Origin of the sequence: Polynucleobacter sp. MWH-UH19D, assembly GCF_040409795.1 — a bacterium.
GTDB lineage: Bacteria > Pseudomonadota > Gammaproteobacteria > Burkholderiales > Burkholderiaceae > Polynucleobacter.
The window spans coordinates 1,669,753-1,692,428 of sequence record NZ_CP099571.1; the positions used below are offsets into that span (position 1 = coordinate 1,669,753).

The 22,676-nt window shown below is 45.4% G+C and carries 19 protein-coding genes; 13 read left to right on the top strand and 6 right to left on the bottom strand.

What is annotated here, in order from left to right:
• Positions 1 to 3 precede the first annotated feature (3 nt).
• Positions 4 to 2,073 (bottom strand): ATP-dependent DNA helicase RecG, encoded by a 2,070-nt coding sequence (gene recG, locus NHB34_RS08475; protein ID WP_353427203.1) that lies wholly within the window; start codon positions 2,071 to 2,073, stop codon positions 4 to 6.
• A gap of 30 nt (positions 2,074 to 2,103) precedes the next feature.
• Between recG and queA the strand changes: the two genes are divergently transcribed.
• The 5 genes from queA (at position 2,104) to secF (ending at position 7,619) form a co-directional block, all read left to right on the top strand.
• Positions 2,104 to 3,147 (top strand): tRNA preQ1(34) S-adenosylmethionine ribosyltransferase-isomerase QueA, encoded by a 1,044-nt coding sequence (gene queA / locus NHB34_RS08480; RefSeq protein WP_353427204.1) that lies wholly within the window; start codon positions 2,104 to 2,106, stop codon positions 3,145 to 3,147.
• Positions 3,144 to 4,301 carry a tRNA guanosine(34) transglycosylase Tgt gene (gene tgt, locus NHB34_RS08485; RefSeq protein ID WP_353427205.1) on the top strand — a complete coding sequence of 386 codons (1,158 nt, stop codon included), beginning with the start codon at positions 3,144 to 3,146 and terminating at the stop codon, positions 4,299 to 4,301. The genes queA and tgt overlap by 4 nt, the downstream gene beginning before the upstream one ends.
• 133 nt (positions 4,302 to 4,434) lie before the next feature.
• On the top strand, positions 4,435 to 4,761 hold the full coding sequence (gene yajC / locus NHB34_RS08490) for a preprotein translocase subunit YajC (protein WP_353427206.1): 327 nt from the start codon (positions 4,435 to 4,437) through the stop codon (positions 4,759 to 4,761).
• 20 nt (positions 4,762 to 4,781) lie between these two features.
• Positions 4,782 to 6,641, top strand: coding sequence for a protein translocase subunit SecD (gene secD, locus NHB34_RS08495; protein ID WP_353427207.1), 1,860 nt, complete (start codon positions 4,782 to 4,784; stop codon positions 6,639 to 6,641).
• Positions 6,642 to 6,644: 3 nt separating this feature from the next.
• The gene (gene secF, locus NHB34_RS08500) at positions 6,645 to 7,619 is read left to right on the top strand and encodes a protein translocase subunit SecF (RefSeq protein ID WP_353427208.1); all 975 of its coding nucleotides are present in this window, start codon (positions 6,645 to 6,647) and stop codon (positions 7,617 to 7,619) included.
• A gap of 26 nt (positions 7,620 to 7,645) precedes the next feature.
• On the opposite strand, the gene NHB34_RS08505 is transcribed toward secF, so the two are convergent.
• Entirely contained in the window at positions 7,646 to 9,013 is a 1,368-nt protein-coding gene (locus NHB34_RS08505) for a 3-deoxy-D-manno-octulosonic acid transferase (RefSeq protein WP_353427209.1), read from the bottom strand.
• Positions 9,010 to 10,395, bottom strand: coding sequence for an adenylosuccinate lyase (purB, locus tag NHB34_RS08510; protein WP_353427210.1), 1,386 nt, complete (start codon positions 10,393 to 10,395; stop codon positions 9,010 to 9,012). Before purB ends, NHB34_RS08505 begins: the two co-directional genes overlap by 4 nt.
• A gap of 89 nt (positions 10,396 to 10,484) precedes the next feature.
• Here purB and NHB34_RS08515 point away from each other — a divergent pair, with 89 nt between their 5' ends.
• Positions 10,485 to 11,099: a glutathione S-transferase C-terminal domain-containing protein gene (locus NHB34_RS08515; protein WP_353427211.1), complete on the top strand. Its 615-nt coding sequence runs from the start codon at positions 10,485 to 10,487 to the stop codon at positions 11,097 to 11,099.
• 21 nt (positions 11,100 to 11,120) lie between these two features.
• Here NHB34_RS08515 and mnmA read toward each other — a convergent pair whose 3' ends face one another.
• Complete coding sequence (gene mnmA, locus NHB34_RS08520) at positions 11,121 to 12,233, bottom strand: tRNA 2-thiouridine(34) synthase MnmA (protein ID WP_353427212.1); 1,113 nt, start codon at positions 12,231 to 12,233, stop codon at positions 11,121 to 11,123.
• 176 nt (positions 12,234 to 12,409) lie between these two features.
• Between mnmA and NHB34_RS08525 the strand changes: the two genes are divergently transcribed.
• From NHB34_RS08525 to NHB34_RS08540, 4 genes are all read left to right on the top strand, one after another.
• Positions 12,410 to 13,543 carry a Re/Si-specific NAD(P)(+) transhydrogenase subunit alpha gene (locus NHB34_RS08525; protein WP_353427213.1) on the top strand — a complete coding sequence of 378 codons (1,134 nt, stop codon included), beginning with the start codon at positions 12,410 to 12,412 and terminating at the stop codon, positions 13,541 to 13,543.
• Positions 13,544 to 13,565: 22 nt separating this feature from the next.
• A complete protein-coding gene (locus NHB34_RS08530; protein WP_353427214.1) occupies positions 13,566 to 13,883 on the top strand; it encodes a proton-translocating transhydrogenase family protein in 318 nt (105 codons plus the stop codon).
• Positions 13,884 to 13,912: 29 nt separating this feature from the next.
• A complete protein-coding gene (locus NHB34_RS08535) occupies positions 13,913 to 15,280 on the top strand; it encodes an NAD(P)(+) transhydrogenase (Re/Si-specific) subunit beta (RefSeq protein ID WP_353427215.1) in 1,368 nt (455 codons plus the stop codon).
• Positions 15,281 to 15,391: 111 nt separating this feature from the next.
• A complete protein-coding gene (locus NHB34_RS08540) occupies positions 15,392 to 16,366 on the top strand; it encodes a tripartite tricarboxylate transporter substrate binding protein (protein ID WP_353427216.1) in 975 nt (324 codons plus the stop codon).
• A gap of 91 nt (positions 16,367 to 16,457) precedes the next feature.
• On the opposite strand, the gene groL is transcribed toward NHB34_RS08540, so the two are convergent.
• Positions 16,458 to 18,110 (bottom strand): chaperonin GroEL, encoded by a 1,653-nt coding sequence (gene groL / locus NHB34_RS08545; protein ID WP_353427217.1) that lies wholly within the window; start codon positions 18,108 to 18,110, stop codon positions 16,458 to 16,460.
• Between the two features lie 28 nt (positions 18,111 to 18,138).
• A complete protein-coding gene (locus tag NHB34_RS08550; protein ID WP_173956397.1) occupies positions 18,139 to 18,429 on the bottom strand; it encodes a co-chaperone GroES in 291 nt (96 codons plus the stop codon).
• 314 nt (positions 18,430 to 18,743) lie between these two features.
• On the opposite strand from NHB34_RS08550, the gene NHB34_RS08555 reads away from it, so the two are divergent.
• Genes NHB34_RS08555 through NHB34_RS08565 form a run of 3 tightly spaced genes read left to right on the top strand, consistent with a single transcriptional unit; the run spans position 18,744 to position 22,628 of the window.
• On the top strand, positions 18,744 to 19,586 hold the full coding sequence (locus NHB34_RS08555) for a diguanylate phosphodiesterase (RefSeq protein WP_353427218.1): 843 nt from the start codon (positions 18,744 to 18,746) through the stop codon (positions 19,584 to 19,586).
• A complete protein-coding gene (locus tag NHB34_RS08560) occupies positions 19,586 to 20,209 on the top strand; it encodes a response regulator transcription factor (RefSeq protein ID WP_353427219.1) in 624 nt (207 codons plus the stop codon). Before NHB34_RS08555 ends, NHB34_RS08560 begins: the two co-directional genes overlap by 1 nt.
• A gap of 7 nt (positions 20,210 to 20,216) precedes the next feature.
• Positions 20,217 to 22,628, top strand: a complete 2,412-nt coding sequence (locus NHB34_RS08565; protein WP_353427220.1) for an ATP-binding protein — start codon at positions 20,217 to 20,219, stop codon at positions 22,626 to 22,628.
• The last annotated feature ends 48 nt before the right edge of the window (positions 22,629 to 22,676 follow it).

The following is a 22,676-nucleotide window of genomic DNA, read 5'->3' on the forward strand; positions in this document are numbered from 1 at the left end:
GAATTATGCCTTCAGAAATTCTGCGCGAGAGCCCAGCCAACGTTCCAAGTGTCGCTCCACGATATCGCCATGCTCTGCCAGCAAACGTTCAGCCGCTTTCTGCGCTAACTCAATCAACCATGCATCTCGCTGTAAATCTACAAAACGTAACATCGCATCTCCTGATTGCTTTGCTCCCAAAAGCTCTCCGGGGCCACGCAAAGATAAATCGCGCTCTGCAATTACAAAGCCATCAGAAGTTTCACGCAAAGTCTGTAAACGCTCTTTGGCAGTCATTGACAATGGCTCTGCGTACATCAAGATACACACTGAATCTGCCGACCCACGGCCGACCCGCCCCCGCAACTGATGAATTTGGGCATAACCAAATCGTTCCGCATGCTCAATCACCATTAATGCTGCATTGGGCACATCAACACCAACTTCAATTACCGTAGTTGCCACCAATAACTGAATTTCATTAGCCTTAAATGCTGCCATCACTGCAGCTTTCTCATCCGCTTTCAGGCGCCCATGAACTAGACCCACTCTGAAATCAGGCAAAGCCTTAGTAAGTTCTTCAAAGCTCTCAACGGCAGTCTGTAGTTGCAATACCTCAGACTCCTCAATCAAAGGGCATACCCAATACGCTTGCAAACCTTTTGAAAGCCAGCTTTGCAAGCCATGAATCACTTCCTCTCTTCGGCTTGCTTTCACGACCTTAGTGGCAATAGGCTTACGCCCTGGAGGTAGCTCATCAATTACAGATACATCCAAGTCAGCGTAATACGTCATTGCTAAAGTCCGCGGAATTGGCGTTGCCGACATCATGAGTTGGTGGCAATAAAATAATTCTGAGCCAACCCTTTGTTGGATCTCTAAACGCTGTCGAACACCGAATCGATGCTGCTCATCAATAACCGCCAAACCTAATTTGGCGAAGCGCACATTTTCTTGAATCAAGGCATGCGTACCAATGATGAGTTGTGCAGCACCATCCTCAATCAACTCTTGGGCCAATTTCTTTTCTTTTGCCTTGAGACTGCCAGATAGCCATGCGATTTGCGCCCCCAAAGGCTCAAACCATTCTTTCATTTTGAGGTAATGCTGTTCGGCCAATATCTCTGTTGGCGCCATGATTGCTGCCTGATAACCATGATCCATTACCCGCGCTGCTGCTAATGCTGCGATCACAGTCTTGCCACTACCTACATCACCCTGCAATAAGCGATTCATTGGAAATGATTGCGATAAATCCCCCCCAATTTCATCCCACACACGTGACTGAGCCCCAGTTAAATGGAACGGTAGAATTTTTATTAAGGCCTCTTCCAGGCTAGTAGTGGATGCACTATTTTTGTTGAAGCTTGGCGCATGCCGCTCTCGCCGAATCGCATGGGCACGCTTTAATGAAATCTGTTGAGCTAGCAATTCTTCAAACTGGACACGACGCCATGCAGGATGTGTACGCTCTAGCAATGATTGTGTATCTGCAATGGCTGGTGGTTGATGCAGATATGTAATAGCGGATTGCAAACTTGGCCAGTCATTGCTTGGTAATAACTGATTCATCAATTTGCTTGGCAAAAACTCAGCCAGACTGTCTTTCAAACTTGGATCTCGTAAAGCCTGCGTCACCGCTTTGCGAATTACTGCTTGAGAAACGCCTGCACTGGCTGGATAGACCGGGGTCAAGCTCGTTGGAAGTGGTGCATCTGGCGTAACGGCACGGACGGTTGGGTGAACCATCTCTGGGCCCTGAAAACCTTCACGCACATCTCCGCGAACTCGAATATGGGCACCAACAGCCATCTGCTTCTGCTGACTCGGGTAAAAATTTAGGAAACGTAGATTAAGAGTCTCAGTGTCGTCCTCTATAGTGACAACCATTTGTCTTCTGGGCCTAAATAAGACTTGATTCCGAATCACTACACCCTGAGTCTGAACCGAGCTAAATCGCCCCTGAACAAGCGCTTGATCAATTGAGAGCAACTCCGTCTCATCCTCATAGCGAGAGGGAAGATGCAAAGCAAGAGCCATTGGGCTGTCTAAACCCATTTTTTGGAGTGTGTTTGGCGTTTGCTTAGTAGTCATCGTTAAAATCTAATACCTGATGGTAACGCTATGCAACTCTCCGACTTTAATTACGAACTCCCAACCGAACTAATCGCCCAGCATCCACTGGCCAATAGGACTGATAGCCGTCTTCTGGAGCTTAAGGCAAGCGGGGATGGGACTCAATTCATAGATCGACAGTTTAAGGACATTCTTGACCTCATTAACCCAGGTGACTTACTGGTCTTTAATGACACTAAAGTCATTCCTGCCAGACTCCATGGCAAAAAAGAAACAGGCGGTAATGTCGAGCTCCTAATCGAACGCATTAGTGGCGATCGCCAAGCCTGGGTTCAAATCAGGGCATCGAGGGTTCCAAAGACTGGTGACTTTGTTCATATTCACAATGTTGCAGGTGAATCTTTTTCGGCAGAGATGATTGGCCACGATGGACGCTTTTATGAAGTGCGCTTCCCCGAAAACATTTTCTCTTTACTTGAGCGCTTTGGCGAATTACCACTCCCGCCCTACATCGAACACCAGCCTGATAGCAATGATGCCCAGCGTTATCAAACAGTAGTAGCCAAAAATCCAGGCGCAGTAGCAGCGCCAACAGCGGGTCTTCATTTTGATGAAGCTATTTTGAAACAACTTAGTAAATTAGGCGTTAATCAAGCCACTGTTACTCTGCATGTTGGTGCAGGCACTTTTACGCCCGTTCGCGAAGAAGATTTATCCAAACACCAAATGCATTACGAGTGGTTTTCTATCCCAGACTCAACGCTAGAGGCAATTCAAAAAACTCAGCAACAGGGAAAACGGGTGATCGCAGTTGGCACAACCAGCTTGCGCGCTTTAGAGAGTCAGGCGATTAACCAAAAAAGCAGTGGGGAGACCAATCTTTTTATTACCCCAGGATTTAAATTTAAGACCGTAGATTGTTTGCTCACAAACTTTCATCTGCCAAAATCTACCCTACTAATGTTAGTAAGTGCTTTTGCAGGCATGGATAATATTCGCGCTGCTTACCAACATGCTATTCATCAAAAATATCGTTTCTTTAGCTATGGAGATGCGATGTTTTTAAGTCGACTCGGAAACCCATCATCATGACCAAACCTGTAAATTTTTCTATTTTGGCGAAAGACTCTGAGAGTCCAGCGCGCCTTGGTCAACTTGATCTTCCACATGGGAGTGTGCAAACACCCATCTTCATGCCGGTAGGAACCTATGGCACCGTAAAAGCAATGACCCCGCGCGACCTCAATGAAGCGAAGGCGCAAATTATCTTAGGCAACACTTTTCACCTTTGGCTCAGACCAGGTTTGGATGTCATTAAAAAACATGGTGGACTACATCGCTTTATGGCTTGGGATAAGCCGATCCTCACGGATTCTGGTGGCTTTCAGGTTTTTAGCTTAGGCGCACTGCGAAAAATTTCTGAAGAAGGTGTTACTTTTGCATCACCCATAAATGGCGACAAACTCTTTATGTCACCCGAGGTTTCCATGGAAATTCAGGCGGTACTTAATAGCGACATTGCAATGCAATTCGATGAGTGCACCCCCTATGAAACCAAGGGTCAGGCTACCAGTGAAAAAACTGCGCGCGCCTCTCTTGAAATGTCGCTTCGCTGGGGCGATCGCTCATTAAAACGCTTTCGCGAACTCAATACAGGCAATGGACTCTTCGGTATTGTTCAGGGCGGCATGTTTGAAAACCTACGAGAATTTTCACTTGATGCCGTAAGTCAGCAAGGTTTTGATGGCATAGCCATTGGCGGCCTATCCGTTGGCGAACCAAAACCTGAATTTGAACGCATCCTCAATTTCACAGCACCGAAATTACCTGAGCACATGCCTCACTACCTCATGGGTGTAGGCACTCCAGAAGATCTCATTTTGGGAGTAAGCCTAGGAATCGACATGTTTGATTGCGTCATGCCAACTCGAAATGCACGCAATGGCTGGCTCTTTACTCGCTTTGGTGATCTGAAACTCCGCAACTCTGGCTACAAGGATGATGATCGCCCATTAGATCCGACTTGCGCTTGCTATACCTGCCAAAATTTCACTAGATCCTACCTAAACCACCTCCAAAAAGCCAATGAGATTCTTGGCTCACAGCTTAATACCATCCATAACCTCTCTTATTACTTGCAACTCATGTCTGAGGTTAGGGAGGCCCTAAGCAAAGATCGGTTTAGTGCCTATCGCGAGGAATTTCATGCCAATCGTCAGCGGGGCGTAGAGCCAGGACAAGATTAACCCCCTCTAGGGGCAATAAACCCCCTCAAATCACCTCCAAAGCCCCATACAGTTTAGAATTGCGGGTTTACGGCTTTCTCTTAAAAGCTTAAAAATGCAGCAGTTTCTTATTAGCCATTAACGGAGGTTTGATATGTGGATTAGTAATGCTTTTGCCCAGGCTCCAGCCGCGGGCGCAGATGCAGGTGGCTTGATGAGCTTCCTTCCTTTGATTTTGATGTTCGCAGTTTTGTACTTCATCATGATTCGCCCACAAATGAAGCGCCAAAAAGAGACTAAAGCAATGCTCGAGGCACTTGCGGTAGGTGACGAGGTTGTCACTGTTGGCGGCATTATGGGCAAAGTAACCGCATTGAAAGATCAGGTAGTGACTGTTGAAATTGCTACCGGAACAGATGTGCAATTACAAAAAGGTGCTATCACCGCCGTATTGCCAAAAGGCACATTGAAGTCCGCTTAATTTTTTAAAAGTATCTCGACATGAATCGCTATCCTCTCTGGAAATATTTAGTCATCGTCATTGCCTTGCTCATTGGCGGACTGTATTCATTGCCTAATTTCTATGGAGAGGCTCCAGCGGTTCAAGTCTCATCTGCCAAACCAACTATTAAGGTTGATTTGGCAACACAATCTCGTGTTGAAAAAATTCTGACTGATGCCAGTATTGATAACACTGGAGTATTTTTTGAAGCAGCTGGTAATGTAGGCTCAATCAAAATTCGCTTTAACAATACTGATATTCAATTACGTGCTCGTGATCTTCTGCAACAAAAATTAAATGCGGATCAAAATGATCCTAACTACACTGTAGCCCTTAACCTACTCTCCAACACGCCCGGTTGGCTCAATGCGATAAATGCGCTGCCAATGCCATTAGGCTTAGATTTGCGCGGTGGCGTCTACTTCCTCTTGCAAGTAGATATGAAAGGCGCAGTGCAGAAAAAAGTCACCTCATTGGCTACAGATATTCGCAGCCAATTGCGTGATAAAAACATTCGCCATCAAGGTATTGATCGTGGAGCAGACTCAATCACGATTAATTTTGGCAGTGCTGATGAAGCTGAAACTGCACGCTCACTTTTAAATACTTCCCAACCTGATCTCACTTGGTTGGTTAAAGCAAACGGCAGCGCCGCAAAACTACTCGGTGAATTTAAGCCAAAGGCATTGAAAGACATTCAGGACAATGCGGTTAAGCAAAATATCATTACCTTAAATAAACGGGTAAATGAGCTAGCAGTTAAAGAACCGGTAATCCAACAACAAGGCGCCGAACGCATTGTTGTTCAACTTCCAGGCGTACAAGATACTGCTCGCGCCAAAGACATCATTGGTCGTACCGCTACTTTGGAAGCTCGTCTTGCAGATCCATTGGTATCGACCATCAGCGTCGGTGAAATTCCACCCCCAGGCATGGATACTTTCCGTTTTGGTGAAAACCGCTTAGGCGTATTTAAAAAGTCCGTGATTTTTAGCGGTGATCGCATTACTGATGCAAGCGCCGGCTTTGATCAAAACCAACGTCCTGCTGTAAACATCTCTTTGGATGCTGCTGGTGGTCGCGTTATGCAAGAGGTCACTCGGGAAAACATTGGCAAGCCCATGGGCATGATTTTGTTCGAAAAAGGCAAAGGTGAAGTTCTCACGATTGCCACCATTCAAGGTGAGTTTGGCTCAAAGTTTCAGATTACTGGTCAACCAACTACAGAGAGCGCCAATGACTTAGCCCTCTTATTGCGCGCTGGATCGCTCGCAGCCCCAATGGAAATTATTGAAGAGCGCACTATTGGTCCTAGCTTGGGTGCCGAGAATATCGAAAAAGGTTTTACATCCCTTTTAATCGGCTTCTCTGCAATTGCAATTTTCATGATGGCTTACTACATGCTATTTGGAACTTTCTCGGTAGTAGCTTTAGCAGTCAACCTGCTCTTATTAATTTCAGTTCTATCGATGCTGCAAGCAACACTCACCTTACCAGGTATTGCCGCTATGGCTCTTGCGCTTGGTATGGCGATTGACTCCAACGTGTTAATTAATGAACGCATTCGCGAAGAGCTGCGTAATGGTTCTTCACCTCAAACTGCAATTGCTATTGGTTTCGATAAAGCTTGGGCAACCATCTTAGACTCCAATGTCACGACTTTAATCGCAGGTCTTGCACTGTTAGCCTTTGGCTCTGGTCCGATCAAAGGGTTTGCTGTAGTGCACTGCCTCGGGATTTTGACCTCCATGTTCTCTGCTGTCTTCTTCTCGCGTGGCCTAGTCAATCTTTGGTATGGCAGAAATAAGAAAATTCAGAAACTCGCGATTGGCCAAGTTTGGCGCCCACAGGAGAAATAAGCCATGGAATTTTTTCGTATCAAAAAAGACATTCCATTTATGCGCCATGCATTGGTGCTCAATGCGATTTCTTTAATTACCTTCTTAGCAGCAGTCTTTTTCCTCTGGCATAACGGCCTACACCTTTCCATTGAATTCACTGGCGGTACTGTCATGGAGGTTACCTATCCTCAGACTGCCCCACTGGATTCCATCCGCGCCAAAGTAGAAAAGTTAGGCTACGCCGATACGCAAATTCAAAACTTTGGCAGTTCACGCGATGTGATGATTCGCCTACCTTTGCAAAAAGATGCTGAAGGCAAACTGATTTCATCGGCAGATCAAAGCAATGCAGTGATGCAAGCCCTTGATTCTGCAAGCTCTGGCGTTAAGTTACAACGCGTTGAATTCGTTGGGCCGCAAGTAGGTCAAGAGTTGGCAATTGATGGCTTAAAAGCTTTGGTATTTGTGATCATCGGCATTGTGCTTTACCTCTCTTTCCGCTTTGAGTGGAAATTCGCGCTTGCCGGCATCATTGCGAACTTACATGACGTCGTCATCATTCTTGGCTTCTTTGCCTTTTTCCACTGGGAGTTCTCACTTTCCGTATTGGCGGCAGTATTAGCGGTACTCGGCTACTCCGTGAACGAATCCGTGGTGATCTTTGACCGTATTCGTGAAAACTTCCGCAAGTACCGCAAGATGAATACTCGCGAGATTATTGATAACGCGATTACCAGCACGATTAGCCGCACCGTCATCACCCACGGAAGCACTGAAATGATGGTTCTAGCAATGTTGATTTTTGGTGGCCCAACTTTGTTTTATTTTGCTTTGGCACTCACCATCGGTATTTTGTTTGGTATTTATTCATCGGTTTTCGTTGCTGCAGCATTGGCGATGTGGCTCGGTGTAACCCGCGAGGATTTAGTGAAGGGTGATAAAAAGCCTGACGACAATGCTCGTAATGAAGATCCAAACTATGGGGCTCGCGTTTAACCAAAAGGTTAAACAAACAAATTTACCTAGTTGGTAAATTGCTGATCAAGGGCAGCTAAGATATTTTTAGTTGCACCTTGATGCTCAACGGCATAGGCCTTAGCTGCTGCCGACATCTTAGCCAGTTCAGCAGCATTCATCAGCAACTCTCTTAGTGACTCCGTCAGGGCTATAGTTTGCCCTAGCAATAATTCGCCGCGGATACGTTTCGCTGCCCCAATCGCAATTGCATCCAGCGCCGCTTGTTGAAAATTGTAGGTATGCTCACCAAGTAGTACAGGACAACCTGCCGCACAAGCCTCAATTAAATTTTGACCCCCAAATGGCAATAGGCTACCACCCATCACCACAAGATCTGATGCACTGTAATACATGGGCATCTCGCCCATTGAATCACCCAGAACTACATCGACCTCAGGAAAATCGCCTAAGACCTCAGTCAGCTCAGAGCGAGCTTTAAGCTTCAGACCGGCGTTCCGAATATGATTCGCAACCTCAGCAAAGCGTTCAGGGTGTCTTGGGACTATGCATAGTAGTGGTGCGTTTTTTGGCACCTTCTGGAAAGCATGATCAAGCAACAAATCTTTCCAGGCCTTGAGAATAATTTCTTCCTCGCCATCACGAGTACTTGCGGCGCAAACCATTAAACGTCCGTCTGCATGTAAATCTTGCTGCCATTGCTTACCTTGGGCTACCAACTTGAAATCCAAGGGAACATCAAACTTAAGATTGCCAGTAATCTGAACATTATTCACACCAAGACTGCGATAACGCTGTGCATCAAATTCGGTTTGCGCCAAAATACCAGCAAAGGCCTGAAACAATGCTCGCCCAGCATTGCCAAAACGATTAACTCGACGTGCGCTTCTTTCGGATAGTCTGGCATTAATTAAAAATAAGGGCAATCCAATTTCTTTACAACGAAATACAACGGTTGGCCAAGCTTCGGTTTCCATGAAGAGACCAAACCTTGGTTTGAAAGTACTCAAAAAGTGCTCAACGGACCAACACAAGTCATAAGGCAAATACACCTGACGAATCTGCCCACTAGCGATAGCATTGGCGAATAGTTGCTTGCCTGTTCTTCGACCATTTAAGGTCATGTGCGTGAGCAATATGGACTTGCCACGCACTAAATATGCCTCAATCAATGGTTGAGCTGCGCGTGTTTCTCCAACAGATACAGCGTGTATCCATATACAGTTTTTTGAAATGGGCTTCTTGTAGCCAAAACCAAGGCGCTCAGGAATATGGTGCAAATACGCAAAAGAGTGTCTCGCTCGCCAAACTAAACGCACAAATGCCAGTGGCAAGAGTAGATGCCACAGCAGTTGATATACAGCAAACCAAAACCGGGGACGCGCCCCGTATTCAGAGCTGGAGTTCACGCTCACTTTTTGAGACGTTCGGTCAATTCGACCGCCTTACCTAAATACGTAGATGGCGTCATTTCTAGCAAGCGTGCTTTTGCATCTTCAGGAATCTTCAAACCACGGACAAAGTTTTGTAGATCAGCTTGGTTGATGCCTTTACCTCGAGTCAATTCTTTTAATTGCTCATAAGGATTTTCAATGCCGTAACGCCGCATGACGGTTTGTACTGGCTCTGCCAATACCTCCCAGCACTCATCGAGATCAGCGGCAATGGCAGCATGGTTGACTTCTAGTTTTCCTAAACCGCGCAGAGCGCTGTCATACGCCAGCACGCTGTGACCAAAAGCAGGTCCTAAATTACGCAAAACGGTAGAGTCAGTTAAGTCACGCTGCCAACGAGAAACAGGTAACTTTTCAGCCAGATGGCGCAATAAAGCATTTGCAACACCGAGATTTCCTTCTGAGTTTTCAAAGTCAATTGGGTTCACTTTGTGTGGCATGGTGGATGAACCAATCTCGCCCGCTTTGGTGCGCTGCTTAAAGTAACCCACAGAGATGTAAGCCCAGAAATCACGATCCATATCTAACAAAATCGTATTTGCTCTAGCGATAGCATCAAACAATTGCGCCATGCCATCATGAGGTTCAATTTGAATGGTGTACGGATTAAAAGTCAGGCCCAAACGCTTTTCTACAACATTCTTTGAAAAACTCTCCCAATCAAAATCAGGGTAGGCAGACAGATGCGCATTGTAATTACCCACTGCACCATTCATTTTTCCAAGCAAAGGCACAGCGGCGATTGATTCAATTGCACGCTCCAAACGCTTTGCAATATTGGCAATTTCTTTACCGAGAGTGCTCGGTGAAGCAGGTTGACCATGGGTGCGCGAGAGCAAAGGCACTTTTGCATGTTCAACCGCTAAATCAGTCAAAACAGCAAGGACTTTGCGAAGCTGTGGCAATAGCACTTCATCGCGCGCGCCACGCAACATCAATCCATGAGAGGTGTTATTAATGTCTTCAGATGTACATGCGAAATGAATAAACTCGCTAGCTTTTAACAAATCAGGTCGATTGGCGACTTTTTCTTTTAAGAAATATTCCACTGCCTTCACGTCATGATTGGTAACCGCTTCAATATCTTTGATGCGTTGCGCATCAGCATCAGAAAAATTTTCAGGCAGAGACAATAAAAATGCTTCGTCAGTAGCATTGATCTTTGGCACATCTGGCAAACCAGCAGCAGCTAAAGCAAGCAGCCAATGAATTTCCACAAAAACACGCTGACGCATAAAGGCGGCTTCGGATAACCAAGGACGCAAAGCATCGAGTTTTCCGGCATAGCGTCCATCTAAGGGGGAAAGGGCATTTAGGGTTGAAAGCGGCTGACTCACGGGCATTGCCTTTGCTGAGAATATGTCAATAAACCCTAATTTTAATGCGTTCTGCCCCCAAGCAAACCAAGGTTGAGATGGCTATACTGAACCCTATGAAACTCATTTATTCCCCCACCAGCCCCTATGTTCGTAAAGTCAGGATCGTTTTCCTAGAGAAAAAGGTCGATATTGACCTTGAAAGTAATAGTGTTTGGGCCGCAGACACCAATATCGGCACCTATAACCCTTTGGGCAAGGTTCCATGCCTTGTACTCGATGACGGGGAAGCCATCCAAGACTCTCGAGTAATCGCTGAATATGCAGACGCCTTAAGCCCAGTAAGCAAACTGATTCCGGCCGATCATCGAGAGCGTGCCACTGTGAAAACTTGGGAAGCATTAGCCGATGGACTGGTGGACGCTAGCATCTTGGCGCGCCTTGAAAAAACTTGGCGTCCAGCAAATGAGCAAAGCCAAGCTTGGGTTGATCGTCAAGTTGGAAAAATAAATGCTGCATTACGCCGAATGTCAGAACAGCTTGGTGAAAACGCTTGGTGTTTTGGAAATCAAATTACGCTGGCTGATATTGCTGTAGGTTGCGCCCTTGGTTATTTAGCATTCCGATTTCCAGAGATTCAATGGCAAAGTCAGTACCCAAACTTAGAGCGCCTGCATCAGAAATTAATGCAACGACCTTCGTTTAAAGAAACTGAGCCACCAACATCTTAATTTTGAAATTTGTGTTTGGAGTTAGGCGGAAATAATTCCGCCACCTAAACAAATATCACCGTCATATAAAACGGCTGATTGCCCTGGTGTTACAGCCCACTGAGGCTCAGGAAAATCTAAACTAAAGTCTAGTGTTGAATTGCCTGCATTCAGAACACACGCAGAGTCAGATTGTCGATATCGAGTTTTGGCTGAGTAAGAGCCGGATTCAGGGACGGTGCCAGAAACCCAGCTTGCGTCCATCGCCTCCAGCTGATTAGCCAATAACCATGGGTGTTCATGACCCTGCACCACATATAAGGTGTTATTTGCCACATCCTTGCGGGCTACGTACCACGCATCTCCATTACCATCCTGACTGCCGCCTAAACCAATGCCCTTGCGTTGTCCCAGCGTGAAAAATGCTAAGCCCATGTGCTCGCCCACCACTTTTCCTTCGTGAGTTTTAATTGGCCCAGGTATGCGCGGTAAATAACGATTCAAAAATTCTCTGAATGGTCTCTCACCGATAAAACAAATGCCAGTGGAATCTTTTTTCTTGGCATTATGTAAGCCAATTTTTTCTGCAATGTCTCGCACTTCTGTTTTAGGAATCTCACCCAAGGGAAACAATACATTTGCTAATTGTTGCTGCGTTAGACGATGCAAAAAATAACTTTGATCTTTAGTGGCGTCTAATGCCTTCAATAACTGAACCCTGCCACCTTCATGGCGCACTCTAGCGTAGTGACCCGTAGCAATTGCGTCAGCACCTAAACTCATTGCGTGATCCAAAAATGCCTTGAACTTAATTTCGGCATTGCATAAGACATCTGGGTTGGGAGTACGGCCTGCGGAGTATTCACGTAAAAAGTCTGCAAATACTCGTTCACGATATTCAGCAGCAAAATTGACAGCCTCTACATCGATTCCAATCAAATCGGCTACCGAAACGACATCCAACCAATCCTGACGAGCAGAGCAGTATTCATCGCTATCGTCATCCTCCCAATTTTTCATAAAAAGGCCTACGACCTCGTAACCCTGCTCTTTGAGCATCCAGGCTGCAACAGACGAATCTACCCCTCCAGACATGCCAATAACGACTTTCTTGGGGTTTGTAGGCGGTATTGCCGAGGAATTGAGCTGGATCATCAAAAAATGCGAGAATTCAATATAAGCTGACAGGCCATATTGTAGAAGTCTTAGCTCAGATTGACAGAAATTTGGGCAAATAGGCTGTATGTGCTTATAGGGGTAAATAAGCGGGTGGTTTTTAACCCATTTAACTAAAATAGATTTTTTGAAAATTTCGCTTTTGGAGACATGCCATGCGCATAGGAGTGCCGCTGGAAACAAGAACTGGTGAAACGCGAGTTGCCGCTACACCAGAAACCGTTAAAAAACTCATTGGTCAAGGTCATACTGTTGTCATCCAAAAAGATGCAGGTGTCCAAGCTAGCCAACCGGATTCTGCCTATGAGGCTGTTGGCGCATCCATTGGGAGCGCTGCAGATGCTTTCGGTGCTGAGATTGTTCTCAAGGTACGCGCCCCTGAAGCGGCAGAACTTAAACAGATCAAATCCGGAAGCGTGCTCATCGGCATGCTTGATCCATTTGATAATGACAATATTGCCGCAATGGCAGCCCAAGGAATTACCAGTTTCTCATTAGAGGCGGCTCCACGCACTACCCGTGCACAAAGCATGGACGTGTTGTCTTCTCAAGCCAACATTGCTGGATACAAAGCAGTCATGGTTGCCGCGAACGAATATCAGCGCTTTATGCCAATGCTGATGACTGCTGCTGGCACTGTTAAAGCAGCTCGCGTCCTCATTCTCGGTGCTGGTGTTGCTGGCTTACAAGCGATTGCAACTGCAAAACGTCTTGGTGCAGTGATTGAAGCATCTGACGTGCGTCCTGCTGCCAAAGAACAAATTGAATCTTTAGGGGCAAAGTTTGTTGACGTGCCTTATGAAACCGACGAAGAGCGTGAAATTGCTCAAGGTGTTGGTGGCTATGCCCGCCCTATGCCAGAAGCATGGATGAAACGTCAAGCCGCTTTGGTTGCAGAGCGTGCACAACAAGCAGACATCGTCATCACCACCGCATTGATTCCAGGTCGCAAGCCACCAGTACTTTTGCATAGCGACACTGTTGCCAATATGAAACCCGGCTCTGTAGTAATCGACTTGGCTGCTGGCAAAGGTGATAACGGTTCTGGTAACTGCCCATTAACACAAGCCGACAAAGTGATAAATGTTAATGGCGTCAAGATCGTGGGCTATACAAATTTAGCCAGCATGGTAGCTGCAGATGCTTCTGCGCTTTACGCACGTAATTTGCTCGACTTCATGAAATTGATTGTCGACAAAGAAGCGAAGCTAGTTATCCCAAGCGATGACGATATCGTGACCGCCTGCTTGATGTGCCGTGATGGTCAAGCCATCCGCAAAAACTCATAAAAATTCATACGAAGGAACTATCATGGATCTCGCTGCTTTTCAAAGCATCCTCACAGTCCAGAACATTACTGTGTTTGTTTTGGCTATTTTTGTGGGCTACCACGTTGTTTGGAACGTTACTCCTGCATTGCATACTCCGCTAATGGCGGTTACCAACGCAATTTCTGGAATCATCATCGTTGGCGCACTATTACAAACCGAAGTAATTGGTGGAGATGAAATCACCCTCACCAGCGTGATTGGCGCGATTGCAGTATTTCTAGCGTCGATCAACATTTTTGGTGGATTTATGGTGACGCGCCGCATGCTTGAAATGTTCAAGAAAAAAGCGCCTAAATAAATAGAACAAGATCTACAGAGACCAAAATAATGTCAAACATAACTGCAATTTCTTATCTCATTTCATCGGTATTGTTCATTCTCGCGCTGCGCGGTTTGTCCTCGCCAACCACTTCACGCCAAGGCAATACCTTTGGCATGATTGGTATGTTGTTGGCGGTAATTACTACCTTCTTTATTCCTGACTTCAAGCCTGCTGTCTCACTTATTGCTGCGGCTGTTGTGGGTGGCGCCATCATCGGCACTCTTGCAGCTAAACGTGTGCAAATGACCAAAATGCCAGAGCTTGTAGCTTTGATGCACTCATTTGTAGGCTTGTCCGCAGTGTTGATCGCAATTGCTGCAGTATTCAATACTGCTCATGACCATACTGGCGCCCAAAAGATTGAACTCTTTATTGGCGCATTTATTGGCGCAATTACATTCACCGCTTCCGTCATTGCATTTGGCAAGCTCTCTGGAAAAGTAAGCGGCAAACCAGTCAGCTTCTCTGGCCAACACTTGCTCAATTTGATTCTTGCAATCTCTATGGTTGGAGCCGGTATTGCTTATTACATGGCAGATAGTCATGCGGCCTTTATGGCCATGTGCGCTATTGCACTAGTACTCGGTATCACCTTGATTATTCCAATCGGCGGTGCAGATATGCCAGTAGTGGTATCGATGCTAAACAGCTACTCTGGTTGGGCAGCTGCTGGTATTGGTTTTACCCTCAATAACCCAGTATTAATTATTGCTGGTGCATGCGTAGGCTCTTCAGGCGCGATTCTTTCTTACATTATGTGTAAGGCAATGAACCGCTCAATTCTCGCAGTGTTGCTTGGTGGTTTTGGCGCTGAAGCAGCAGCGGGCGGTGCCGATGATGGTGGTCCAAAAAATTACAAAACAGGCTCTCCTGAAGATGCAGCTTTCCTTATGGAAAATGCCGACACGGTGATTATTGTTCCTGGTTATGGCCTCGCCGTTGCCCGTGCTCAGCATGCTTTAAAAGAGCTGACAGAAAAGCTAACCCATCATGGTGTAACTGTTAAATACGCAATTCACCCAGTTGCAGGTCGTATGCCTGGTCACATGAACGTTTTATTGGCTGAGGCAGAAGTGCCATACGATCAAGTATTTGAAATGGAAGATATCAATAGCGATTTTGGTCAAGCGGATGTGGTTTTAGTACTTGGCGCCAACGACGTTGTTAACCCCGCAGCTCGTACGCCTGGCAGTCCAATTTTTGGCATGCCAATTTTGGAAGCATTTAAAGCTAAGACCATCATCGTTAATAAGCGCTCAATGGCAGCAGGTTATGCCGGCTTAGATAACGAACTCTTCTACATGGATAAAACCATGATGGTCTTCGGTGATGCGAAGAAAGTTGTGGAAGATATGGTTAAAGCAGTGGAGTGATGCTCTACCAGCCTTTTATAGAAACCGCCTACGGGCGGTTTTTTATTGCGCTAAGATATGTGAAGAGTTCCTCACCAGCAGAATGAAAACAAAAATATAGATTGAGACAAAATGAAAATGAAGACTTTTATATTAGTAGCCGTTGCCTTTATTGAATTACTTTTTTTCGGACTTGCGAACGCACAAAGCAGCTACCCTAACCGCACGATTCAAACCATCATGCCACTTCAAGCAGGCAGTGGTGTTGATATCTTGATGCGCCCGATTGCACAGAAAATGGGTGAGAGTCTAGGTCAAGCTATCACAATTGAAAATATTCCTGGAGGCGCAGGACTGATTGGCGCTACAAAGGTCGCACAAAGCCCTGCTGATGGTTATGTTTTGGGTGCATTTAATGACAGCATCCTCACAATGCTGCCTAACCTCTACAAAAAAATTGATTACGACCCGATCCAAAGCTTTACGCCTATTTCTGAAGTGGCGGCAATTACATTTGTCATGGTTGCCAACCCCTCATTCCCTGGCAATACCGCGGCAGATCTGGTGCGCATCGCCAAGGAAAAGCCAGGAAAAATAGATTACGCTTCTGGCGGCAATGGGTCGCCACAACACATTGGCATGGAAATATTCCGTCAATACACTGGGGCGCCGATCGTACACATTCCTTATCGTGGAGCCGCTGCAGCAGTTACCGATGTCATGGCTGGTCAAGTACCTGTAATGATTAGCGCATTATCTGTAGTGCTACCTCATATTCGTGCAGGCAAACTCAAAGTATTGGGCGTAGCAAGCAAGATTCGATCCCCTCTTCTGCCAAATGTCCCAACCATTAATGAAAGCATTAAAGGCTATGAATTCTCTACTTGGGGAGCTTTACTTGCTCCAAAGGGGACATCACCAGCTATTATTGAAAAGCTCAATGAATCACTAGCTATTGCATTGAAAGATCCCAAGTTACGCGAACAACTCATTCAGCAAGGTTTTGAATTTGTTCCACTTGGGCAAGAGCACTTAAAGGAAATGATTTCTCAGGGTTTAGTGAAGATGAAAAAAGTCATCAAAGATGGTGGCATACAGCCAGACTAAATCAACCTGCAAATGAATTAAGAAATTAATTTAGGAATAAAAAACGCCTGGTCTTGTGAACCAGGCGTTTTAGTTTGCAGAATATGCAGAATTACATCATTCCGCCCATACCACCCATTCCGCCCATACCACCCATATCAGGCATACCGCCGCCAGCAGATTCTTCTTTTGGCGCCTCAGAGATTGCGCAATCGGTAGTCAACAACAATCCAGCAACTGATGCTGCGTTTACTAAAGCAGTCTTAGTCACTTTAGTTGGGTCAATCACACCTTGCGCTACGAGATCACCGTATTCACCGCTAGCTGCGTTGTAACCGTTATTGCCTTTGCTTTCTTGCACAGCATTAACAACCACACCAGCATCTTCGCCAGCGTTGCTTACGATAGTGCGCAGTGGCTCTTGCATAGCGCGCAATACGATGCTGATACCAGCGTCTTGATCAGCGTTATCGCCTTTCAAGCCTTTAATACCTTGCATTGCACGAATCAATGCTACGCCACCGCCAGGAACAATACCCTCTTCCACAGCTGCGCGAGTTGCATGCAATGCATCATCAACACGAGCCTTCTTCTCTTTCATTTCGACTTCAGTAGCAGCACCAACACGAATTACTGCAACACCGCCTGCTAGCTTGGCAACACGCTCTTGCAATTTTTCTTTGTCGTAGTCACTAGTAGCTTCTTCGATCTGTACGCGAATATTTTTGACGCGTCCTTCGATTGCTTTAGCATCGCCAGCACCATCGATGATGATGGTGTTTTCTTTGCCTACTTCGATACGCTTGGCTTGACCAAGGTGCTCAAGAGTAGTCTTCTCAAGTGTGAGGCCAATCTCTTCTGCGATAACAGTACCGCCAGTCAAGATTGCGATGTCTTCGAGCATTGCCTTACGACGATCACCAAAGCCTGGGGCCTTAACAGCACAGGTTTTGATAATGCCGCGAATATTGTTCACAACCAAAGTTGCCAAGGCTTCGCCTTCAACATCTTCAGCAATGATTAACAATGGACGACCAGACTTCGCAACTTGCTCAAGTACTGGCAGCAAATCACGGATATTAGCGATCTTCTTGTCAAACAAGAGGACGTATGGGTTATCCAATACAGCTACTTGTTTCTCAGGCTGGTTAATGAAATATGGAGAGAGGTAGCCACGATCGAATTGCATACCTTCTACTACTTCCAACTCATCATCCAAAGACTTACCGTCTTCAACAGTGATCACACCTTCTTTGCCTACTTTTTCCATTGCTTCTGCAATGCGTTGACCGATGCTGTGATCGCTATTAGCAGAAATAGAACCTACTTGAGCGATTTCTTTAGTAGTTGTGCAAGGCTTGCTGATCTTAGCGAGTTCACCGATAGCAGCAGTGACAGCCTTATCGATACCACGCTTGAGGTCCATTGGATTATGGCCTGACACAACATATTTCATGCCTTCGCGGACAATCGATTGCGCCAAAACAGTAGCAGTTGTTGTGCCGTCACCAGCGATATCAGCAGTTTTGGAAGCAACTTCCTTAACCATCTGCGCGCCCATATTTTGCAACTTGTCTTTAAGTTCGATTTCTTTTGCTACAGATACACCGTCCTTAGTAACGGTTGGGCCACCAAATGAACGCTCAATAACAACGTTACGACCTTTTGGTCCAAGTGTTGTCTTGACTGCGTTCGCAAGAATATTTACGCCCTCAACCATCTTGGTACGAGCGCTATCTCCAAATACAACGTCTTTTGCTGCCATGATTAGATTCCTCTCTTAAATACCGAAATTACTTCTGAACAACAGCCATGATGTCGTCTTCACGCATCACGATGAGCTCTTCGTTGTCGACTTTTACAGTTTGGCCAGCATACTTACCAAACAACACGCGATCGCCAACTTTGACGTCTGGTGCATTTAATTTGCCGCTGTCATCGCGCTTGCCTGGGCCAACTGCCAATACTTCTCCTTGATCAGGCTTTTCCGCAGCTGCATCCGGAATGATGATTCCAGAGGCTGTTTTTGATTCTTGATCCAAACGCTTGATGATTACGCGATCATGTAAAGGACGCAAATTCATCTCTTCTCCTATGTTAGTAAGTGTTAACTAATTAAATATCTATATAAATCAATGCTTTATAATCTCCCATACGATTGCTAAGACCAAAATCGAGAGATTTTTCTGTTTTAGCACTCGCACGGCGGGAGTGCTGATTATATAGGTCCGCTTCCCAAGATTTCAAGAGCCCATCCCCACAATTTCTCTAAGGATTTAGCCCCTATCTATACTTTGGACAGGGCAGTAGGACGTTTCCTACAGATAAATCAACCCAAAGCCCTTACTCCTCCAATCTGACCTGCCTAGACTGAACAGTCACCGATTGGAGAATGCTGATGAGCCCGAAATCCCGGCTGTACACGCTTGTAAAAGCATGGAAGAACAAGCCCTTCCAGGAAGTACGAGACGCCTCTGGCGCACCCTGGCTTGGCCTAAATAGCCAAGCCCTTGAAGAACACCAATCTTGGTCCAAACGACAAGCAATTAGTCATGAGCCAATTTTTAACACCAAAGGAACAAAACTGACGGGATCCCTATTTAGACCCCTATTACAGGCATCCGACATGCAATTACTTCGTTTATTCATGGAGGGATTGGACACGATCGCCTATTGGCATCGTAGCGGTCGCTTTATTCCTGGAATTTTGCCTATTCCAGTGCATGCGATTGCTTCTAGTGATTACATCGATGCCTTAAGTGACTTAATACTGAATTCCCGCCTACCAGTTGGATTGGTTGCACTGGGGATTCAATCACTACCAGAGCCAAATCTAGCAGACGCCTGCAAAGAAGGTTTATTACGCATGCGTCGGCTTGGCGTCTTACTGCACTTCATTCATTTCTCAGGAACTGTGGAAGAACTTCAATGGATAGATGAATTGAAGATGGAGGGCATTCATATCAACATGAATTCACTTCGCGAACAAGCTCTTTCATCTGATGCGCTGTCTAGTATCAGGCGCGGCCCGTATTCCTCAACTCAAATATACGCAAGCAATATGACGCTTGTAAAAGATTTAGAAAATGCGGTTGCCTGGCAAATTGATCAATGCTACGGGGGCCTCATGATGCCTCCCATTAGCAGACATCAAATGCTCCAAATTAACGATAGTCGAATCGCTAAAGCCATTTTTTCGCTGCACCCTCATCAACACCTAAACCCGAATGGAGACAAGTAATGAGAAAACGCGTGATGTTGGTAGATGACCATCCAGCAATGCTGATGGCTCTAAAAAGTATGTTGCAAGACCAATTGGTATTTGAAGTCGTTGGGCAATCTCAGAATGGCGAGGAGTGCCTGAGATCCATCAAGGAAATTAATCCTGACATGGTGATTTTAGATCTTGATATGCCCAAGACAGATGGCTTTGACGTGATTCGCCGCATAGGGCTCATGTATCCCGATGTGCGAATGTTGATCTTGTCTAGCATGGATGAAGCAGTCTATGGTGGCCGCGTTCGATCTTTGGGTGGACATGGTTTCGTCAACAAGACCGCTGGTGCAGATGTGATTCTGGCGGCTTGCGTTGCTATATCTCAAGGCTACACTTTTTTCACATATGGAAAAAATGGGAATAGCTCATTAACTGATAGTGAGAAGTTAGCATTAATCTCAGATCGCGAATTACAGGTCATGAAGTATCTTGGCAAAGGAAATACGAATCAGCAAATTTCTGACCTATTACATATCAGCAATAAAACCGTAGCAACATACAAAACACGAGTCTTTGACAAGCTTGGTATTAACAATATTGCCGATTTAATTCTGTTTTGCAGAATCAATAACATCATCGAAAGTTAGACGCGTGATGCATCGATTCTTTGCTACAGCCGTACTCTCTTGCGGGCTTCTTTATGGAGGAGTTTCTCACTCGACCTCCATCAGCTCCGCTGAGCAGCGCTGGATCGATGCACATCCTATTGTGCACTTTAGTATTCACGAGAAATACGCCCCTTATCTATTACGGAGCGAAGACATCAATTCAGATGGCGTTTTTCACAAAATCCTAGAAAAACTCAGCGATTACACTCAGCAAGAATTTCGCCCAAAATGGCGCAAAACAGAACAAGAAGGTTTAATACAGTTAGCCAATGGAGAGGTGGATTTCATAATAGATCCGCCCCCAGTTAATGATGAATATCTTCGTTTTGGGTCTTTATCAGAAGCAATTTTTTGGGGACACGATGCTATCGTTACCAAAAGAACCAATGCAGACGAACTTAACTCGCAGGCGAAGCTTGGCTTTCTTGAGCGGGGCTATGAGAATCCTCCGCTCGCAATTGATTCACAAAGCAGTCCATCACATAACCTAGAACAGTTGATGTTAGGTTTGCTTGCAAACGATATTGAGGCCCTCGTTCTCCCCATTCGCTTAGCTCAGCATTTACTAAAAAACCAAGATAACTCAGCACTTCAATTAAATGGGATTTACCAACGAGAGCCTTTTGCGTATCGCTGGCTTATCTCGCATGAAGATAAGCCCTTCCATCAACTACTAGAGCGTTTTCTAAAACGCCTTGATCCAATTGAATCTCGCCAGATTTTTGCATTTGAAATTCAGCCCAGTAAAAATACTTCGACTCGAACAGATATGCTGGGTTGGGTTGCCAGTATGGCAATCCTCATCATTGGTGGTGTATTGATATGGAGTCTTCATAAAAAGCGGTCGCACCAAGAGCAAGCTCTAGCTAATTTGAATCACTCAAAAGAAATTGCTGAAAAAGCGAATGCTGCCAAATCCTCATTTTTGGCAACCATGAGCCACGAGATTCGAACTCCCATGAATGCAATCTTGGGGGTTCAAGAATTATTACTGAGCAGTAAGCAATTTCCCCCACATGAAAAATCCTTATTGAAAAGTGCACATGCCTCTGCAGAATCTTTGTTAGGCATCCTCAATCAGGTCCTAGACCTCTCGAAAATTGAAGCGGGCAAACTAACGCTGAACTTAGAGCCTTGCTGCTTGAATAGCATGATTGATGACATTGACCATGCCTTTTCCGCAGTCGCTGTTAAACATAAACTAACCCTTCACACCTCTAAAGATCCCCGAATCGCTGAAGTATTAATGATTGATGCCCTGCGTCTTCGTCAGGTGCTACAAAATCTTCTGAGTAATGCGATTAAATTTACCCAGCAAGGCGAAATCTATTTTTCTATTAGTGTTTTGGCTGATGATCACGCAGGGCAGCTAATCGAATTTCGGATTATTGATACCGGAGTTGGTATGGGCAAGGAAGAAATTGCAATAGCACTACAACCTTTTGAGCAAATACCTGGAAAAAGTGGCAATGACAATGGAACTGGTCTAGGGCTCACGATTACTAACCATTTAGTTAGCTCAATGAACAGTAAGTTACATTTTGAGAGCGCTCCAGGTCTGGGCAGCAATATCCACTTTTCAATTGCATTCCCACGCACGAGCATTGCAGCTTCACCTATTCTGCATACCGAAGCGCCGGCATCGAATGCTAAAAAATTTATCTCTAAAAATTGTCCTGAGCAAGTTCTAAAAGCGCTAGTAGTAGAGGATCACCCAGCCAGCAGGCAAATCATCTCACTTCAACTACAAGCATTAGGAATTAAGGCAACCGTTTGTGGTGATGCAGATACAGCATTGCAAAAAATTCATGAAGCCGCCTTTGATTTATTGATTACAGACCAATCTATACCAGGCATGCAGGGCTCTGAATTAGCAAAGCATATTCGAAAATTAGGCTATGGCAATCTCATCATTATTGGCGTAACAGCGGATATTTATGCGCTTGAATCGCGGCATCACTTTTTATCTTCGGGAATGAATGGGGTACTCATCAAGCCAATTAGCCTACTTGGCCTTGAAAATGAATTGGCTCGCTATTTCCCAATATGCCCACTACCTCAAGACGACACAGAGGATAGCTACTCGTTTGATGCGTTCTCAAACCTGATCGCCAAGAACCCAAAACAGATATTTGTCATCTTGGATGAAATTAAAAAAGTGCATGATGACGTCCTATTGCAATTAAATTCCCCTTCAATTAATCAACATCAACTGGCTAGTTTGATTCATAAAGTGAAAGGTGGAGCTCTTTTACTTCAAGCAACTCGTTTTATTAAAGGCTGCGAATCACTAGAAAAAGAGGGTGATTTTCTCAAGCAACTTGATGCTTTTAAAGATCTCTTGCTGGAGCAAAACCAACAGATTAAGCGTTACCAGGAAAAGCAAATTCATCTTTAGCGGTAGATAGGCAACCAAGAATGTTTTATCTTCCGGACTTCTCGGTTT

Excerpts from the sequence above, each read along its gene's own strand:
- recG (WP_353427203.1), bottom strand. The coding sequence starts at position 2,073 with ATGACTACTAAGCAAACGCCAAACACACTCCAAAAAATGGGTTTAGAC.
- queA (WP_353427204.1), top strand. The coding sequence starts at position 2,104 with ATGCAACTCTCCGACTTTAATTACGAACTCCCAACCGAACTAATCGCC.
- tgt (WP_353427205.1), top strand. The coding sequence starts at position 3,144 with ATGACCAAACCTGTAAATTTTTCTATTTTGGCGAAAGACTCTGAGAGT.
- yajC (WP_353427206.1), top strand. The coding sequence starts at position 4,435 with ATGTGGATTAGTAATGCTTTTGCCCAGGCTCCAGCCGCGGGCGCAGAT.
- secD (WP_353427207.1), top strand. The coding sequence starts at position 4,782 with ATGAATCGCTATCCTCTCTGGAAATATTTAGTCATCGTCATTGCCTTG.
- secF (WP_353427208.1), top strand. The coding sequence starts at position 6,645 with ATGGAATTTTTTCGTATCAAAAAAGACATTCCATTTATGCGCCATGCA.
- purB (WP_353427210.1), bottom strand. The coding sequence starts at position 10,395 with ATGCCCGTGAGTCAGCCGCTTTCAACCCTAAATGCCCTTTCCCCCTTA.
- NHB34_RS08515 (WP_353427211.1), top strand. The coding sequence starts at position 10,485 with ATGAAACTCATTTATTCCCCCACCAGCCCCTATGTTCGTAAAGTCAGG.
- mnmA (WP_353427212.1), bottom strand. The coding sequence starts at position 12,233 with ATGATCCAGCTCAATTCCTCGGCAATACCGCCTACAAACCCCAAGAAA.
- NHB34_RS08525 (WP_353427213.1), top strand. The coding sequence starts at position 12,410 with ATGCGCATAGGAGTGCCGCTGGAAACAAGAACTGGTGAAACGCGAGTT.
- NHB34_RS08530 (WP_353427214.1), top strand. The coding sequence starts at position 13,566 with ATGGATCTCGCTGCTTTTCAAAGCATCCTCACAGTCCAGAACATTACT.
- NHB34_RS08535 (WP_353427215.1), top strand. The coding sequence starts at position 13,913 with ATGTCAAACATAACTGCAATTTCTTATCTCATTTCATCGGTATTGTTC.
- NHB34_RS08540 (WP_353427216.1), top strand. The coding sequence starts at position 15,392 with ATGAAAATGAAGACTTTTATATTAGTAGCCGTTGCCTTTATTGAATTA.
- groL (WP_353427217.1), bottom strand. The coding sequence starts at position 18,110 with ATGGCAGCAAAAGACGTTGTATTTGGAGATAGCGCTCGTACCAAGATG.
- NHB34_RS08550 (WP_173956397.1), bottom strand. The coding sequence starts at position 18,429 with ATGAATTTGCGTCCTTTACATGATCGCGTAATCATCAAGCGTTTGGAT.
- NHB34_RS08555 (WP_353427218.1), top strand. The coding sequence starts at position 18,744 with ATGAGCCCGAAATCCCGGCTGTACACGCTTGTAAAAGCATGGAAGAAC.
- NHB34_RS08560 (WP_353427219.1), top strand. The coding sequence starts at position 19,586 with ATGAGAAAACGCGTGATGTTGGTAGATGACCATCCAGCAATGCTGATG.
- NHB34_RS08565 (WP_353427220.1), top strand. The coding sequence starts at position 20,217 with ATGCATCGATTCTTTGCTACAGCCGTACTCTCTTGCGGGCTTCTTTAT.